General features: G+C 71.7%; 15 protein-coding genes. 14 read left to right on the plus strand and 1 reads right to left on the minus strand.

All coding sequences use genetic code 11. The features are described 5' to 3' along the window. From ftsW to SSBG_RS23030, 9 genes are all read left to right on the plus strand, one after another. Positions 1–1241, plus strand: a 1241-nt coding sequence (ftsW, locus tag SSBG_RS22990) for a putative lipid II flippase FtsW (protein ID WP_078491393.1), incomplete at its 5' end; no start/stop codon positions are given. Between the two features lie 6 nt (positions 1242–1247). Then, the gene (murG, locus tag SSBG_RS22995) at positions 1248–2342 is read left to right on the plus strand and encodes an undecaprenyldiphospho-muramoylpentapeptide beta-N-acetylglucosaminyltransferase (protein ID WP_008748464.1); all 1095 of its coding nucleotides are present in this window, start codon (positions 1248–1250) and stop codon (positions 2340–2342) included. Positions 2343–2384: 42 nt separating this feature from the next. Further along, the gene (locus tag SSBG_RS23000) at positions 2385–3188 is read left to right on the plus strand and encodes a cell division protein FtsQ/DivIB (protein WP_008748465.1); all 804 of its coding nucleotides are present in this window, start codon (positions 2385–2387) and stop codon (positions 3186–3188) included. A 368-nt stretch (positions 3189–3556) separates the two neighbouring features. Beyond that, entirely contained in the window at positions 3557–4777 is a 1221-nt protein-coding gene (gene ftsZ / locus SSBG_RS23005) for a cell division protein FtsZ (RefSeq protein WP_008748466.1), read from the plus strand. Further along, positions 4774–5502 (plus strand): peptidoglycan editing factor PgeF, encoded by a 729-nt coding sequence (gene pgeF / locus SSBG_RS23010; RefSeq protein ID WP_008748467.1) that lies wholly within the window; start codon positions 4774–4776, stop codon positions 5500–5502. The genes ftsZ and pgeF overlap by 4 nt, the downstream gene beginning before the upstream one ends. 6 nt (positions 5503–5508) lie before the next feature. After that, on the plus strand, positions 5509–6243 hold the full coding sequence (locus SSBG_RS23015) for a YggS family pyridoxal phosphate-dependent enzyme (protein WP_008748468.1): 735 nt from the start codon (positions 5509–5511) through the stop codon (positions 6241–6243). A gap of 124 nt (positions 6244–6367) precedes the next feature. Continuing rightward, a complete protein-coding gene (locus SSBG_RS23020) occupies positions 6368–6976 on the plus strand; it encodes a cell division protein SepF (protein WP_008748469.1) in 609 nt (202 codons plus the stop codon). Between the two features lie 68 nt (positions 6977–7044). Next, positions 7045–7329, plus strand: coding sequence for a YggT family protein (locus SSBG_RS23025; protein WP_007828256.1), 285 nt, complete (start codon positions 7045–7047; stop codon positions 7327–7329). A 55-nt stretch (positions 7330–7384) separates the two neighbouring features. After that, entirely contained in the window at positions 7385–8692 is a 1308-nt protein-coding gene (locus SSBG_RS23030) for a DivIVA domain-containing protein (protein WP_037870458.1), read from the plus strand. Between the two features lie 237 nt (positions 8693–8929). Here the strand turns inward: SSBG_RS23030 and ileS are convergent, their stop codons facing one another. Further along, a complete protein-coding gene (ileS, locus tag SSBG_RS23035) occupies positions 8930–12076 on the minus strand; it encodes an isoleucine--tRNA ligase (RefSeq protein WP_008748472.1) in 3147 nt (1048 codons plus the stop codon). 553 nt (positions 12077–12629) lie between these two features. On the opposite strand from ileS, the gene SSBG_RS23040 reads away from it, so the two are divergent. From SSBG_RS23040 to SSBG_RS23060, 5 genes are all read left to right on the plus strand, one after another. Next, complete coding sequence (locus SSBG_RS23040) at positions 12630–13055, plus strand: TraR/DksA family transcriptional regulator (RefSeq protein ID WP_234010629.1); 426 nt, start codon at positions 12630–12632, stop codon at positions 13053–13055. Between the two features lie 228 nt (positions 13056–13283). Then, positions 13284–13892 (plus strand): signal peptidase II, encoded by a 609-nt coding sequence (lspA, locus tag SSBG_RS23045; protein ID WP_008748474.1) that lies wholly within the window; start codon positions 13284–13286, stop codon positions 13890–13892. A 42-nt stretch (positions 13893–13934) separates the two neighbouring features. Next, positions 13935–14876: an RluA family pseudouridine synthase gene (locus tag SSBG_RS23050; protein ID WP_008748475.1), complete on the plus strand. Its 942-nt coding sequence runs from the start codon at positions 13935–13937 to the stop codon at positions 14874–14876. 11 nt (positions 14877–14887) lie between these two features. Continuing rightward, on the plus strand, positions 14888–15391 hold the full coding sequence (locus SSBG_RS23055) for a GNAT family N-acetyltransferase (RefSeq protein WP_050776817.1): 504 nt from the start codon (positions 14888–14890) through the stop codon (positions 15389–15391). 162 nt (positions 15392–15553) lie between these two features. Further along, positions 15554–17140 carry a Na+/H+ antiporter gene (locus SSBG_RS23060; protein ID WP_008748477.1) on the plus strand — a complete coding sequence of 529 codons (1587 nt, stop codon included), beginning with the start codon at positions 15554–15556 and terminating at the stop codon, positions 17138–17140. Positions 17141–17168: the final 28 nt, after the last annotated feature.

Below are 17168 nucleotides of genomic sequence, written 5' to 3' on the forward strand. Positions count from 1 at the left end.
GCGGACTCCCCGGCCGCCTCATGCGGGCCTGGGACCGGCCGCTCACCGCGTACTACGTGATCCTCGGCGCGAGCCTGCTGATCATCGTGCTCGGGCTCGTGATGGTCTACTCGGCCTCCGTCATCACGGCCCTCAACTACGGGCTCTCGGGCTCCTTCTTCTTCCGCAAGCAGCTCGGCGCCGCCCTCATGGGCGGACTGCTCCTCGTCGCCGCCGCGCGGATGCCCGTCAAACTGCACCGCGCGCTCTCGTACCCGCTCCTGGTCGCCGCGATCGTCACGATGGCCGCCGTGCCGCTCATCGGCGTCTCCGTCAACGGCAACCGGAACTGGATCAGCCTCGGCTTCTTCCAGATCCAGCCCTCCGAGTTCGGCAAGCTCGCACTCGTCCTGTGGGGCGCCGACCTGCTCGCGCGCAAGAGCGAGAAGCGGCTGCTCAACCAGTGGAAGCACATGCTGGTGCCGCTCGTGCCCGCGACCTTCCTGCTCCTCGGGCTCATCATGCTCGGCTCGGACATGGGCACCGCGATGATCCTCACCGCGATCCTCTTCGGCCTGCTGTGGCTCGCGGGCGCGCCGACCCGGATGTTCGCCGGGGTGCTCGGCTTCGTCGCGCTGCTCGGTGTGATCCTCGTCAAGACGAGCGACAACCGCCTCGCCCGCTTCGCCTGCCTCGGCTCCACCGACGCCCATGCCTTCAACGACAAGTGCCAGCAGGGCGTGCACGGCCTCTATGCCCTCGCCTCGGGCGGCTTCTTCGGCTCCGGGCTCGGCGCGAGTGTGGAAAAATGGGGTGAACTCCCCGAAGCCCACACGGACTTCATCTTCGCCGTGCTCGGCGAGGAACTGGGCCTCGCGGGGACGCTGTCGGTGATCGCCCTCTTCACGGCTCTAGGCTATGCGGGTATCCGCGTGGCCGGACGCACGGAGGACCCCTTCGTGAGGTACGCCGCGGGAGCGGTCATCACCTGGATCACGGCGCAGGCCGTGATCAACCTCGGCGCGGTGCTCGGTCTGCTGCCGATCGCCGGGGTGCCGCTGCCGCTGTTCTCCTACGGGGGTTCCTCGCTGCTGCCGACCATGTTCGCCATCGGGCTCCTCATCGCCTTCGCACGCGACGAGCCCGCTGCGCGAGCGGCCCTCGCCCTGCGGGGGCCCGGCTTCGGCCGCAAGCGGTTCGCGGTGAGATGGAACACGATGCGACGGCGCGCCCCCGGGGCGCGTCCGTCCGGAGAGCGGTGAATTTCGGTGCATGTCGTACTCGCCGGCGGGGGGACCGCCGGCCACATCGAGCCGGCGCTCGCCCTCGCGGACGCCCTGCGCAGGCAGGACCCCACCGTGGGGATCACGGCTCTCGGCACGGAACGCGGCCTGGAGACCCGGCTCGTACCCGAGCGCGGCTATGAACTCGCCCTCATCCCCGCGGTGCCGCTGCCGCGCAAGCCGACCCCCGAGCTGATCACCGTGCCGGGCCGGCTGCGCGGCACCATCAAGGCCGCCGAGCAGGTCATCGAGCGCACCAAGGCGGACTGCGTCATCGGCTTCGGCGGATACGTCGCGCTGCCCGGCTACCTCGCGGCCAAGCGCACCGGCACCCCGATCGTCGTGCACGAGGCCAACGCCCGCCCCGGGCTCGCCAACAAGATCGGCTCCCGCTACGCCTCCGGGGTCGCCGTCTCGACCCCCGACAGCAAGCTGCGCGGCGCCCGCTACATCGGCATCCCGCTGCGCCGCACCATCGCCACCCTGGACCGCGCCCGGGTGCGCCCCGAGGCCCGCGCCGCCTTCGGCCTGGACCAGAACCTGCCGACGCTCCTCGTCTCCGGCGGCTCCCAGGGCGCCCGCCACCTCAACGAGGTCGTCCAGCGGGTCGTCCCGCTGCTCCAGCGCTCCGGCATCCAGGTCCTGCACGCGGTCGGCCCCAAGAACGAACTGCCACGCGCCGACAACATGCCCGGAATGCCGCCGTACATCCCGGTACCGTACGTGGACCGGATGGACCTCGCGTACGCCGCCGCCGACATGATGCTGTGCCGGGCGGGAGCGATGACGGTCGCCGAACTCTCCGCCGTGGGCCTGCCCGCCGCCTATGTCCCGCTGCCCATCGGCAACGGGGAACAGCGGCTCAACGCCCAGCCGGTGGTGAAGGCGGGGGGCGGACTCCTCGTGGACGACGCGGAACTGACGCCGGAGTGGGTGCAGTCCCAGGTGGTGCCGGTGCTCGCCGACCCGCACCGGCTCTACGAGATGTCCCGTGCCGCCGCCGAGTTCGGCCGCCGCGACGCCGACGACCTGCTCGTCGGCATGGTGTACGAGGCGATCGCCGCACGCAGGAACCGCTGAGGGGCCCTGAAAGCCCCCGCATCACGAGGAGGCTGAGGGAGCGTGGCCGGAGCGAGGACCGCCCAGGGCGGCGAAGGACGTACCGGGGCCCCGGCGCCCCAGGACGCCGAACGGTCCCCGGCCCCGCCCCCGCCCCCGCGCGGCCTGCCGGGACTCCGGTTCTGGCTGGTCGCCGGGGGCCTCGTGGTGCTCCTGGGCGGGGCGCTCTACCTCCTCTACGGTTCGCCGTGGCTCAAGCTGACCCGGGTGAGCGTCACGGGGACGGAGATGCTCACCCCGCGCGAGGTGGAACGGGCGGTGGCGGCCCCGGTGGGGAGTCCGCTCGTCTCCGCGGACACCGACGCGCTCGCGGCGCGTACGCGGGCCCGGCTGCCCCGCGTCGAATCCGTGGAGATCACGCGTTCCTGGCCGCACGGACTGCGCGTCTCCGTCACGGAGCGTAAACCGGTTCTCGTGCGGGAAAAGGGCGGAAAATTCGACGAAGTGGACGCGCACGGCGTGCTTTTCGCCACGGTGGGCACTCCTCCGCGCGGAATTCCGCGCCTCGATCTCGACGCCTCCGGCGCGCCCTCGCTGCACCGTTTCGGCACCGCGCGACTGCTGCGCGAGGCGGCGACGATCGCGGCCCGGGTGCCGTCACCCGTGGTCAAGAACCTGCGCACGATCCGGATTCGCTCCTACGACGACGTCGCCCTGCTGCTGCGGGACGGGCGCACGGTGGCGTGGGGAAGTGGTGAGAAAAGCGCGGCGAAGGCCCGTACCCTCACCGCCCTGATGAAAGCGGAACCCAAGGCGGAGTACTACGACGTCTCGGTTCCCGTCGCCCCGTCAGTTCGCGGAAGTTGACGCCGAGTTGGCACGAGATTGACCCTGAATTGGCCCAAAAAATCGTGGTACGGACCCCTGGTTGGGCAGCGCCACGGCTGATCACATAGGGTGAAAAGAAAAACGGGAGGTTCGGCGTGTTCGTTGAACGCGCGCCACGTGTCGACTTAGTGTCCTGTTCGGAACAGTCAGCGAAGTCCCAGCAACAGACACACTGGTAACCCTCTCTCACTGGGGTAGAACACAGGGGAACTCTCTCGGGAGTAACCCTGGACTTCAGGGTGAGGGTTCGGGTCGGCGCTTCGGACCGTCCCTTATTCGGCATCAGTCGACGCACGCCGGGCGGCGAAGCATCGACACGTAAATCGAGGCGAGAGGCAGCCTTCGACGTGGCAGCACCGCAGAACTACCTCGCAGTCATCAAAGTCATCGGTGTCGGCGGCGGTGGTGTCAATGCCATCAACCGGATGATCGAGGTCGGGCTCAAGGGCGTCGAGTTCATCGCGATCAACACCGACGCGCAGGCCCTGCTCATGAGCGACGCCGACGTCAAGCTCGACGTCGGCCGCGAACTGACCCGGGGTCTGGGAGCCGGCGCCAATCCGGCGGTCGGCCGCAAGGCGGCCGAGGACCACCGCGAGGAGATCGAGGAGGTCCTCAAGGGGGCCGACATGGTCTTCGTCACGGCGGGCGAAGGTGGCGGCACCGGCACCGGCGGGGCTCCCGTCGTCGCCAACATCGCACGCTCCCTGGGCGCCCTCACGATCGGCGTGGTCACCCGTCCCTTCACCTTCGAAGGACGGCGCCGCGCCAACCAGGCGGAGGACGGCATCGCCGAACTCCGCGAAGAGGTCGACACCCTCATCGTCATCCCCAACGACCGGCTCCTGTCCATCTCGGACCGGCAGGTCAGTGTCCTGGACGCGTTCAAGTCCGCGGACCAGGTCCTGCTCTCCGGTGTCCAGGGCATCACCGACCTGATCACGACCCCGGGGCTCATCAACCTCGACTTCGCGGACGTCAAGTCCGTGATGAGCGAGGCGGGCTCCGCCCTCATGGGCATCGGCTCCGCACGCGGCGACGACCGTGCCGTCGCGGCGGCCGAACTGGCCATCTCCTCCCCGCTGCTCGAAGCGTCCATCGACGGGGCGCGCGGGGTCCTGCTCTCCATCTCCGGCGGCTCCGACCTCGGTCTCTTCGAGATCAACGAGGCCGCCCAGCTGGTGAGCGAGGCCGCGCACCCGGAGGCCAACATCATCTTCGGCGCCGTCATCGACGACGCCCTCGGTGACGAGGTCAAGGTGACCGTCATCGCGGCCGGCTTCGACGGGGGCCAGCCCCCCGCCAAGCGGGACACCGTGATCGGCGCCTCCACGGGCAAGCGCGAGGAGCCGCAGCCGCAGGCCCGCACGAGTGAGCCGGTCCGCCCGGCCTTCGGCGGCCTCGGCTCCGTCACCCCGCGCGAGGAGCCCGCCCCGCGCCCGGAGCCCGAACCGGCCCCGGTCAACGAGGCGCCCGCTCCGCAGGTCCCGCAGCCCTCGGTCCCCCAGGCCCGTCCCTACCCGGACAGCCAGGCCGAGGAGCTGGACGTGCCGGACTTCCTGAAGTGATAGGCACGCGCGAGGAAGCGGGCGGCGCGCACTTCGCCTTCACCGACAGGTGGGGCGGGGTGAGCGCCGCTCCGTACGAGGCCCTCAACCTCGGCGGCGCCGTCGGCGACGCTCCCGGGGCGGTCCTCGCCAACCGGGCGCTCGCGGCCGGGGAACTCGGCCTCGACCCCGCGCACGTGGTCTGGATGAACCAGGTCCACGGGCGCGAGGTCGCGGTGGTCGGGGAGTCGTGGGGGGACGCGCCCGTACCCGCCGTCGACGCGGTCGTCACCGCGCGGCGTGGGCTCGCGCTCGCCGTGCTCACCGCGGACTGCGTGCCCGTCCTGCTGGCCGACCCCGTCGCCGGGGTCGTGGCCGCCGCGCACGCGGGGCGGCCGGGGCTCGTCGCCGGGGTCGTCCCGGCGGCGGTCGAGGCGATGCGGGGGCTCGGCGCCGAGCCCGCGCGGATCGTGGCCCGCACCGGGCCCGCGATCTGCGGGGCGTGTTACGAGGTGCCCGAGGCCATGCGCGCCGAGGTCGCCGCGCTCGCGCCCCGGGCGTACGCCGAAACGAGCTGGGGCACTCCGGCGCTCGACGTGGCGGCGGGGGTGCTCGCGCAACTCGACGCGCTCGGTGTGCGCGACGTGCGCCGCTCGCCGGTCTGCACGCGGGAGTCGGCGGACCACTTCTCCTACCGCGGGGACCGGGTCACCGGGCGTCTCGCGGGCTACGCGTGGCTGGACTGATGGGACATGACGGACCTTAGTGGACGCAGGGAACAACTCGCCGCGAACCTCGCGAAAGTGGAGGAACGAATCGCCAAGGCGTGCGCCGCGGCGGGCCGTTCGCGCGGTGACGTGACATTGATCGCGGTCACCAAGACCTATCCGGCGAGCGATGTGCGTCTTCTCTCCTCGCTCGGCGTCGAACAGGCCGGCGAGAACCGCGACCAGGAAGCGGCCCCGAAGGCTGCCGCCTGCGCGGACCTCCCGCTCACCTGGCACTTCATCGGCCAGTTGCAGACCAACAAGGCCAGGTCCGTGGCGCGGTACGCCTCGTACGTGCACTCCGTGGACCGGGCCAGGCTCGCCGAGGCGCTCGGCGCCGCGGCGGCGCGCGAGGGGCGCGAACTCGGGGCGCTCGTGCAGGTCGCGCTCGACGCCGAGGGCGATCCCGCGGCCCACGCGGGGCGCGGCGGGGCCCACCCGGAGGAGGTCCCGGCGCTCATGGACCGGATCGCCGCCACCGAGGGGCTGCGTCCGGCGGGGCTCATGACGGTGGCTCCGCTGGCGGGGCGTTACGCGGGCGACCCGCGCGCCGCCTTCACGCGGCTCGCGGAGCTGGCGAGCCTCGTGCGCGCCACGCATCCGGCTGCCACGATGGTCTCCGCCGGGATGAGCGGTGACCTGGAGGCGGCGATCGCCGCCGGGGCGACACATGTACGGATCGGCAGCGCGATACTCGGCACGCGTTCCCCCCTCGGGTAACGTCGCCAAACAAGTCGGACCACAGCACAAAATATGGTCATTACCCGTCAAAGAGGCGGAAAGACCTCGTGGATCGCGGGCAGGTGGTCCTTGTCGATCCACCACAGAGCGGAGGACTCAGAGCATGGCCGGCGCGATGCGCAAGATGGCGGTCTACCTCGGCCTCGTGGAGGACGATGGGTACGACGGCCCGGGGTTCGACCCCGATGACGAGTTCGAGCCCGAACCGGAGCCCGAGCGCGACCGCAGGCGGCACAACCCGCCGCACCAGGAGCCCGAACCGGACGAACCGGTGCGTTCCGCCCAGCCCCCGGCCCCGCGCGAACCCGTGTCGCTGCCGTTGGAATCGGGCCGTCCGGCACGCATCGCGCCCGTGTCATCCATCACACCAGAACGTCCGAGCATGGAGAAGAACGCGCCGGTGATCATGCCCAAGGTTGTCTCGGAGCGGGAGCCGTACCGCATCACGACGTTGCACCCCCGGACCTACAACGAAGCCCGTACCATCGGGGAACACTTCCGCGAGGGCACGCCGGTGATCATGAACCTGACCGAGATGGACGACACGGACGCGAAGCGCCTTGTCGACTTCGCGGCCGGTCTGGTGTTCGGTCTGCACGGGAGCATCGAGCGGGTGACTCAGAAGGTTTTCCTGTTGTCGCCTGCTAACGTCGATGTAACGGCGGAGGACAAGGCTCGCATCGCAGAGGGCGGGTTCTTCAACCAGAGCTGAGACCGAATGACGCACAAGGGAACGGCTCGTGACGGCGGGCTCGCAGGACAGGGGAGTGGGAAGCGCTCATGAGCGTCGTGCTGGATGTGCTCTACATCGCGCTGATGTGTTTCCTGCTGGTCCTGATCTTCCGGCTCGTCATGGACTACGTGTTCCAGTTCGCCCGCTCCTGGCAGCCGGGCAAGCCCATGGTGGTCGTTCTGGAGGCCGCCTACACTGTCACCGATCCACCACTCAAGCTTCTGCGGCGGTTCATCCCGCCGCTGCGCCTCGGGGGCGTGGCGCTCGACCTGTCCTTCTTCGTACTGATGATCATCGTCTACATCCTGATCTCCGTCGTGAGCCGGCTGTGAGCGCGATGTCAACTACGTTCTTGCCGAATGCCGACGACTACGTTGAGGTGAAGAGATGCCATTGACCCCCGAGGACGTGCGGAACAAGCAGTTCACGACCGTCCGCCTCCGAGAAGGCTATGACGAGGACGAGGTCGATGCCTTCCTCGACGAGGTGGAAGCCGAACTGACCAGGCTCGCACGCGAGAACGAGGACCTGCGCGCGAAACTCGCCGCGGCCACGCGTGCCGCCGCGCAGAACCAGCAGCAGAACATGCGCAAGGGTCCCGAGCAGCCGGAACGGCCGCAGGGTCCCGGGCCCGCCGCCATATCCGGTCCGCCGCAGGGGCAGCAGCACCCGGGGCAGCCGCAGCACCCCGGCCAGCCGCAGCACCCCGGTCAGCCGCAGCACCCGGGCCAGCAGCAGCATCCGCAGCAGCAGCACATGGGCGGTCCGCCCCAGCTGCCCTCCGGTGCCCCGCAGCTCCCCTCCGGTCCCGGCGGCCACGGCCCGCAGGGTCCCGGCCCCATGGGGCAGATGGGCCAGCAGGGCCCCGGCCCGATGGGCCAGCAGGGACCCGGGCCGATGGGTCAGCAGGGTCCCGGGCCGATGGGTCAGCAGGGTCCCGGGCCGATGGGTCAGCAGGGTCCCGGGCCGATGGGCCAGGGTCCGATGGGCGGCCCGCAGGGCCCGATGGGCCAGCCGCAGCAGCAGATGGTCGGCCCGCTCGGCCACGGCGGCCCGCAGCTCCCGCAGCCCGGCCAGGGTCCCGGTGGCGACAGCGCCGCGCGTGTCCTCTCGCTCGCCCAGCAGACCGCCGACCAGGCGATCGCCGAGGCGCGCTCCGAGGCCAACAAGATCGTCGGCGAGGCCCGCAGCCGCGCCGAGGGTCTGGAGCGCGACGCCCGTGCCAAGGCCGACGCCCTGGAGCGGGACGCGCAGGAGAAGCACCGCGTCGCGATGGGCTCCCTGGAGTCCGCCCGCGCCACGCTGGAGCGCAAGGTCGAGGACCTGCGCGGCTTCGAACGCGAGTACCGCACGCGGCTGAAGTCGTACCTGGAGTCCCAGCTGCGCCAGCTGGAGACGCAGTCGGACGACTCGCTCGCCCCGCCGCGCGTCTCCTCGACGCCGTCGCTGCCGCCGTCCCCCTCGCCCTCCATGGCCCCGGCCGGCGCGCCGTCCTTCGGCGGCGGGCACAGTGGTCCCGGCCCGATGGGTGGCCCCACGCCGCCCTCGGCGGGTCCCTCGTACGGGGGCGGGCAGCAGCAGATGTCCCCGGCGATGACGCAGCCGATGGCGCCGGTGCGGCCGCAGGCGCCTCAGCCGATGCAGCAGGCTCCGTCGCCGATGCGGGGATTCCTGATCGACGAGGACGACAACTGAGCCGACTGCGGCTGCGTGAGGCGTAGTCGGTCGGCGTTCCTTCCGGGCCCCCAGGTCCTCGACCTGGGGGCCCGGTGGCGTTTCGTGGCGCCGGGAGCGGGGGCCGTTGCGGGGCTCCGCCCCGGACCCCGCTCCTCAATCGCCGGAGGGGCTTGATGCATGGGGCTCCGCTCCTCGATCGCCGGAGGGGGTTGATTCATGGGGCTTCGCCCCACGCCCCCTCCGGCGACCAGCGGCTCAGCCCACCTTGTGCAGCGCGAACGTCAGCCCGAGAGCCGCGTCCTCGAAGGGCTTGCCGTAGAGCTCCGTCGGCTCGCCCTCCGCGTAGTCCGTGGCCAGGACCTCGTCCGCGATCAGGCTCGCGTGCGCGCGCAGGGCCTCGGCCAGGGCCGGGTCCTGGGTCGTCCAGCGCAGGGCGATGCGGTCGGCCACGTCGAGGCCGCTGTTCTTGCGGGCCTCCTGGACGAGGCGGATCGCGTCGCGGGCCAGGCCGGCGCGGCGCAGCTCCTCGGTGATCTCCAGGTCGAGCGCGACCGTCGCGCCCGCCTCGGAGGCGACCGCCCAGCCCTCGCGCGGCGTCTCCGTCAGGAAGACCTCCTCGGGCGAGAGCGCGACCTCCGCACCGTCCACGAGGACCGTCGCCGTACCCGTCTCGCGCAGGGACGCCGACAGCGCGGCGGCGTCCGCGTCCGCGACCGCCTTCGCGACCGCCTGCACGCCCTTGCCGAAGCGCTTGCCGAGCGCGCGGAAGTTGGCCTTAGCGCTCGTGTCCACGAGCGAGGCGCCGACCTCGCCGAGCGAGGCGAGCCCCGCGACGTTCAGCTCCTCCGCGATCTGCGCCCGCAGTTCCTCGCCCAGCGCCTCGAAGCCCGTCGCCGCGATGAGCGCGCGGCTCAGCGGCTGCCGGGTCTTGACGCCCGACTCGGCACGCGTCGCGCGGCCCAGCTCCACGAGCCGCCGCACGAGCGCCATCTGCCGGGACAACTCCTCGTCCACGGCCGCGAGATCCGCCTCGGGCCAGCTCGCCATGTGCACCGACTCCGGTGCCGAGGCGTCCACGGGGACCACGAGGTCCTGCCAGACCCGCTCCGTGACGAAGGGGACGAGCGGGGCCATGAGCCGCGTCACCGTCTCGACCACCTCGTGCAGGGTCCGCAGCGCCGCCTTGTCGCCCTGCCAGAAGCGGCGGCGCGAGCGGCGCACGTACCAGTTGGAGAGGTCGTCGACGAAGGCGGAGAGGAGCTGCCCGGTGCGGTGGGTGTCGTAGGACTCCAGCGCCTCGGTGACCCCGGCGGTGAGCTGGTGCAGCTCGGACAGGAGCCAGCGGTCGATGACGGGCCGCTCGGCGGGCGCCGGATCGGCGGCCGAGGGCGCCCAGCCGGCGGTACGGGCGTACAGCGCCTGGAAGGCCACGGTGTTCCAGTAGGTGAGGAGCGTCTTGCGGACGACCTCCTGGATCGTGCCGTGCCCCACGCGCCGCGCCGCCCAGGGCGAGCCGCCCGCCGCCATGAACCAGCGGACCGCGTCGGCGCCGTGCTGGTCCATGAGCGGGATCGGCTGGAGGATGTTGCCCAGGTGCTTGGACATCTTGCGGCCGTCCTCGGCGAGGATGTGGCCGAGGCAGACGACGTTCTCGTAACTCGACTTGTCGAAGACGAGCGTGCCGATCGCCATCAGCGTGTAGAACCAGCCGCGGGTCTGGTCGATCGCCTCGGAGATGAACTGCGCCGGGTAGCGCGCCTCGAACAGCTCCTTGTTGCGGTACGGGTAGCCCCACTGCGCGAACGGCATCGAACCCGAGTCGTACCAGGCGTCGATGACCTCCTCGACCCGCTTCGCCTCGGTGCCGCACTCGGGGCAGGCGAAGGTGACCGCGTCGATGTACGGGCGGTGTGGGTCCAGGCCCGACTGGTCGGTGCCGGTCAGCCCGCTCAGCTCGGCGAGCGAGCCGACGCACGTGAGGTGGCCGTCCGGGCAGCGCCAGACGGGCAGCGGGGTGCCCCAGTAGCGCTTGCGCGAGAGCGCCCAGTCCACGTTGTTCTTGAGCCAGTCCCCGAAGCGGCCGTGCTTGACGTTCTCCGGGTGCCAGTTGGTCTTCTCGTTCTCCTCCAGGAGGCGGTCGCGCACGGCGGTCGTACGGATGTACCAGGAGGGCTGCGCGTAGTAGAGCAGCGCGGTGTGGCAGCGCCAGCAGTGCGGGTAGCTGTGCTCGTAGGGGACGTGCTTGAAGAGCAGGCCGCGCGCCTTGAGGTCGGCGACGAGGTCCTCGTCGGCCTTCTTGAAGAACTGCCCGCCCACGAGCGGCACGTCCTCGGCGAAGGTGCCGTTGGAGCGGACCGGGTTGACGACGGGGAGCCCGTAGGCGCGGCACACGCGCAGGTCGTCCGCGCCGAAGGCGGGGGACTGGTGGACGAGCCCGGTGCCGTCCTCGGTCGTCACATAGGTGTCGTTGACGACGTAGTGCGCGGCCTCGGGGAAGTCGATCAGCCCGAAGGGGCGTTGGTACGTCCAGCGCTCCATCCCGGCGCCGGTGAAGCGCTCGCCGGTCGCCTCCCAGCCCTCGCCGAGGGCCTTCTCCAGGAGCGGTTCGGCGACCAGGAGGCGTTCGTTCCCGTCCGTCGCGACGACGTAGGAGACCTCCGGGTGCGCGGCCACCGCGGTGTTCGAGACGAGCGTCCACGGCGTCGTCGTCCACACGAGCAGCGCGGTGTTCCCGGCGAGCGGGCCGGAGGTGAGCGGGAGGCGCACGTAGACCGAGGGGTCCACGACGGTCTCGTAGCCCTGCGCCAGCTCGTGGTCCGAGAGGCCCGTCTCGTCCTTCGGGCACCAGGGGGCGACGCGGTAGTCCTCGACGAGGAGGCCCTTGTCGAAGATCTGCTTGAGCGACCACCACACGGACTCGACGTACTCGGGGTCCATCGTGCGGTAGGCGTGGTCCAGGTCGAGCCAGTAGCCCATGCGGGTCGTCAGCTCGGTGAAGGCGTCGGTGTGGCGGGTCACCGACTCGCGGCACTTCGCGTTGAACTCGGCGATGCCGTACGCCTCGATGTCCTTCTTGCCCGCGAAGCCGAGTTCCTTCTCGACCGCCAGCTCGACCGGCAGGCCGTGGCAGTCCCAGCCGGCCTTGCGGCCCACGTGGTAGCCGCGCATCGTGCGGTAGCGCGGGAAGACGTCCTTGAAGACGCGCGCCTCGATGTGGTGCGCGCCCGGCATCCCGTTGGCGGTCGGCGGGCCCTCGTAGAAGACCCACTCGGGGCGGCCCTCGGACCGGGCGAGCGTCTTGGCGAAGGTGTCGCGCTCGCGCCACAGGCCGAGCACCTCGTGCTCAAGGGCGGGCAGGTCCACCTGGGCGGGGACGGGACGGTACTGCGGCGGGGTCGTCATGGGCTCGCTGCTCCTCCGGCGGATGTGCATGTCCGTCGGAGGGACGAGAGCCGAAGCGCTCCCGCGGTACCACCCTCCTTGGCCGCCGGGCGACTGCCCTGCGGCCCCCTCATTGGGTCCGCGAAGCCGGTTCTACGGCCGCGGGGCACTCACCCCTGGCTTTCCTCCGGCGGCTCCGGGGGTGATCTTCGCGTCGCGCGTGCCCCCGGGCTTCCACCGTCCCCGGGTCGCTCCTGGCCGCTTCTCGGCGCTACTCGTCCCCATCCACACCTGTGTTTCGCTGCCGCAAGTGTACGGGTACGGGGTGGGCGGGCCGCCACGGCTTTGCGCGGCCCGCGCGCTCGCGGGGTCCTGCCGCCGGGGGAGGGCGCACGGGGGCGCGCGGCGGCCGGGGGCGGCGTGGCCCGTTGCCGTCGGAGGGATGTCGATTTATCGTCCCACCACCGTGTGTGCGGGGTGTTTCGCGTACGCGGTGGCAGGAACGAGGAATATCGCAGGCCGGTCCGGTGCTGCGTCTGCGGCAAGCGGTACGACGAAGGCGATGGAGGAGATCGTGCCCACTACGCGCGGCGGAGCGACGGACCCCGCTGAACTGGCGGTACGGCCGGGTGAGGACCCCTGGACGGCCGAGGAGGCCGCCGAGGCGCGGCAGGGCCTGGAACAGGAGATCGCCGGGCTGCGGGCCGAGCTGGAGACGGCCGAGGCGGACCTGGCGAGCCTGATGCGGGACTCCGCGGACGGGGCGGGGGACGACGAGGCGGACACCGGCACGAAGAACGTGACCCGGGAGCACGAGCTGGCGCTCGCCGCGGGGTCCAGGGAGCGGCTCGAACAGACCGAGCGGGCGCTGCTGCGGATGGACGCGGGGACGTACGGGGTGTGCGAGAACTGCGGGAAGCCGATCGGCAAGGCGCGGATGCAGGCGTTTCCGCACGCGATTCTGTGTGTGGACTGCAAGCAGAAGTCCGAGCGGAGGTAGGGGGCGGGAGGGGGCGGGGCTTCGCCCCGGGCCCGGTTCGGGGCTCTGCCCCGGGCCCCGCTCCTCAAGCGCCGGAGGGGCTGGATCATGGGGTGCTGCCCCGTACCTCGCTCCTCAAGCGCCGGAGGGGCTGGGTTTTGGGGCCGGCGATGTACTGGGGCCGGGCGGGTGTTCGTGCTTGTGACGTACCCTCGGAGCCATTCGGTTCATCGGGTTTGAGGACGTCACGTGGCTGAGGCGGAGCGCACCATCGAGAGAGTGTCGGCCGAGCGCGCGGGCAAGGGGCCGCGGCGCCTGCTCGCGTTGTTCGTGGTGGCCGTGCTCGTGTACGCCGTCGACCTCGGGAGCAAGCTGCTCGTCGTCGCGAAGCTGGAGGGGCACGGGGACGGGTCCGTGCAGGTCGTCGGGGACTGGCTGCGGCTCACCGCGATCCGTAACTCCGGCGCCGCCTTCTCCATGGGCGAGGCGTACACGATCGTCTTCACGATCATCGCCGTCGGCGTCATCGTCGTCATCGCCCGTCTCGCCCGCAAGCTGCACAGCCTGCCCTGGGCCATCGCGCTCGGGCTGCTCCTCGGCGGTGCGCTCGGCAACCTCACCGATCGGGTCTTCCGTTCCCCGGGTGTCTTCCGGGGCGCCGTCGTCGACTTCATCGCGCCCAAGGGCTACGCGGTCTTCAACCTCGCGGACTCCGCGATCGTGTGCGGCGGCATCCTCATCGTCCTGCTCTCCTTCCGCGGCCTCGACCCGGACGGCACCAAACACCGCGACGAGAAGAAGGCCGGGGAGACCTCCGGCGACGCCCCCGCCGAGCGGACCGGCGGCGCGGGCGAGTAGCTCGCTTACCGGGCTCCCTCACCCGTCCGGCATACTCGACGGGTGAGCGCTATTCCCGAGGTCCGTACCCTTCCCGTCCCCGACGGCCTGGAGGGTGAGCGTGTCGACGCCGCCCTCTCACGCATGTTCGGCTTCTCCCGCACCAAGGCCGCCGAGCTGGCGGCGGGCGGAAAGGTGCAGGTCGACGGCTCGGTGGTGGGCAAGTCCGAGCGGGTAAGGGGCGGGGCCTGGCTGGAGGTCGAGATGCCGGCCGCCGCGGCGCCCGTGCGGATCGTCGCGGAGCCCGTCGAGGGCATGGAGATCGTCCACGACGACGAGGACGTCGTCGTGATCATGAAGCCGGTCGGGGTAGCCGCGCACCCCAGCCCCGGCTGGACGGGCCCGACCGTGATCGGAGGCCTCGCCGCCGCCGGGTACCGCATCTCCACCTCGGGCGCCGCCGAGCGCCAGGGCATCGTGCACCGCCTCGACGTCGGCACCTCCGGGCTCATGGTGGTCGCCAAGTCCGAGCGCGCCTACACCTCCCTCAAGAACCAGTTCCGCGTCCGCACGGTCGACAAGCGCTACCACACGCTCGTCCAGGGCCACCCCGACCCGACCTCGGGCACCATCGACGCCCCCATCGGCCGCCACCCGCAGCACGACTACAAGTGGGCCGTCACCGCCGAGGGCAAGCCCTCGGTGACGCACTACGACCTCATCGAGGCGTTCCGCGCCGCCTCCCTCCTCGACGTCAAGCTGGAGACGGGCCGCACCCACCAGATCCGCGTGCACATGGCCGCGCACCGCCACCCCTGCGCCGGCGACCTCACCTACGGGGCCGACCCGACGCTCGCCAAGCGCCTCGGCCTGACCCGGCAGTGGCTGCACGCGGTCCGCCTCGGCTTCACCCACCCCGGCACCGGCGACTGGGCGGAGTACGCGAGCGACTACCCCGAGGACCTCCAGCGCGCCCTGGACCGGGTCCGCGCCGAGAGCCGCTGAGGACGGGCGCGATGAGCACCGGGACACTCGCGGGCGGCACGCTGCCCGACGGCACCGCGTACGTCGTGCGGCGCGCGGAGAGCGACGAGGACCGCGCGGCGTGCTTCCTCGTGCGCAAGGAGATCTTCGTCCGGGAGCAGGGCGTGCCCGAGGACCTGGAGTACGACGCGCTCGACGCGGGGGCCGCGCACGTCCTCGCGCTCGCCGGGGACGGTACGCCGCTCGGCGCCGGACGCCTGCTGCACGGCGAGGCCGCCTGGGAGCCGACCGGGCACACGCCGGGCGCCGGCTCGCTCGGCAGGCTCGCCGTGCGCGGCGCGGCGCGCGGCGGCGGGGTCGGGGCCGCGCTTGTCACCGGCATCGAGCGGCTCGCCGCCGGACTCGGGCTCACGAGCGTGGACCTGCACGCGCAGACGCACGCGCTCGGTTTCTACGAGCGGCTCGGATACGTGGCGTACGGGGGGACTTACCTCGAAGCGGGGATCGAACACCGCGCCATGCGGAAGGCTGTCTGAGGCCGGGACCCACCGGCCGCGGGACCGGGACGCCGCCACCCACGTGTTCGGTAAAGAAACACCCATGGGAGGGTGGGGGTACCCCTCCGGGGTGATTCCGGTGGGGATCGGCCCTGGTCGAGGGGTGGCCCGTACGTCTGAGCCCCCTGGGAGGCCCCCGCCGTGGACCAATTGGCGCTGCTGATCCTGCTGCTGCTCGGAGCCGTGCTGACGGTCCCGCTCGGGGACAAACTCGGCCTGCCCGCGCCGGTGCTCATGACGCTGCTCGGCGTCGTCCTCGCGCTGCTCCCGTTCGTCCCCAACGTCAGCATCCTGCCCGAGTTCATCCTGCCGCTCGTGCTGCCGCCCCTGCTCTACGCGGCGGTGCAACGCACGTCCTGGCGCCAGTTCGCGGCGAACAGACGGCCCATCTTCCTGCTCGCCGTCGCGCTCGTCTTCGTCACGACGGCCGCCGTCGCCGCCGTCGCCAGCGCGATCGTGCCCGGCCTGCCGCTCGCCGCCGCCGTCGCGCTCGGCGCGCTCGTCGCGCCGCCCGACCCGGTCGCCGCGACCGCCGTCGCCGGCTCGCTCGGGCTGCCCCGCCGCCTCGTCTCCATCCTGGAGGGCGAGGGCCTGTTCAACGACGTCACGGCGATCGTGCTCTACCACGTCGCGATCGGCGCGGCGGTCGGCGGCAGTTTCTCGCTGCCCTCGGCCGTGGGTCTCTTCTTCCTCTCGGCGGCCGTCGCGGTCGCGGTCGGCCTCGCGCTCGGCTGGCTCACCAGCAGGCTCCTCGACTTCCTCGGCGACGCGACGCTCCAGACCGGCCTGACCCTCCTCGTCCCGTTCGTCAGCTACGTCCTCGCCGAGGAACTGCACGGCTCGGGCGTGCTCGCCGTCCTCACCACCGCGCTCTTCCTCTCCGAGTACGCGCTCGACGCCGACGACGTGCTCGGGCGGATCACCGGCCAGACCTTCTGGCAGGTCGTGGACACCCTCGTCACCGGGATCGCCTTCGGGCTCATCGGCCTCGAACTGCACACCGTCTTCGGCACGGCGGGCGACCGGGTCTGGGAGATGATCGGCTGGGGCCTGCTCGTGGCGGCCGTCGTCATCGGCGTGCGGTTCCTGTGGCTGCTGCCCGCGAGCTGGCTGGCGCAGCGGCTGCACAAGAAGCGCGACGTCGCCGAAGACATCCCGACGAGCTGGCGCGAGACCGTCGTCATGTGGTGGGCCGGGATGCGCGGGGTGGCCTCGGTCGCCCTGGCCCTCGCCATCCCGCTCACGACGGACGCGGGCGACGCCTTCCCCGGGCGCGACGAACTCGTCTTCATCGCCTTCTGCGTCATCATGGTCACCCTCGTCTTCCAGGGCCTCACGCTGCCCTGGCTCGTGCGGAAGCTCGGGGTACGGGCCGACACGGACGCCGAGCGGCAGATCGAGCACGACCTCGCGATCCGCGCGGCGAAGGCGGCCCGGCGCAGGCTCCACGAGATCGAGGGCGTCCAGGACCTGCCCGACGACGTCATCGAGCGCCTCCAGCGCGGTGCCTTCGACATCGGGGCGCGGATCAGCCCGGAGATCATGGACGACGAGCGGCGCGAGCACCTCGCGCAGCGCGTGGAGCGCGTGAAGGCGTTCCGGAAGGTGCAGAAGGAGATGATGTCGGCGGCGCGGCACGCGGTGCTTTCGGCGCGGAGCGAGCCGGGGTCCGATCCGGAGATCGTGGACCGGGTGCTGCGGCAGCTGGATGTGCGGTCTCTGCACTGACGGGGGCGTCTGGTGCCCGGGGCCCGGG

Origin of the sequence: Streptomyces sp. SPB074 (assembly GCF_000154905.1) — a bacterium.
GTDB lineage: Bacteria > Actinomycetota > Actinomycetes > Streptomycetales > Streptomycetaceae > Streptomyces.

Coding starts and splice junctions, on each gene's coding strand:
- SSBG_RS23015 (WP_008748468.1), top strand. CDS start 5,509: ATGACGGACCTTAGTGGACGCAGGGAACAACTCGCCGCGAACCTCGCG.
- SSBG_RS23020 (WP_008748469.1), top strand. CDS start 6,368: ATGGCCGGCGCGATGCGCAAGATGGCGGTCTACCTCGGCCTCGTGGAG.
- SSBG_RS23025 (WP_007828256.1), top strand. CDS start 7,045: ATGAGCGTCGTGCTGGATGTGCTCTACATCGCGCTGATGTGTTTCCTG.
- SSBG_RS23030 (WP_037870458.1), top strand. CDS start 7,385: ATGCCATTGACCCCCGAGGACGTGCGGAACAAGCAGTTCACGACCGTC.
- ileS (WP_008748472.1), bottom strand. CDS start 12,076: ATGACGACCCCGCCGCAGTACCGTCCCGTCCCCGCCCAGGTGGACCTG.
- SSBG_RS23055 (WP_050776817.1), top strand. CDS start 14,888: ATGAGCACCGGGACACTCGCGGGCGGCACGCTGCCCGACGGCACCGCG.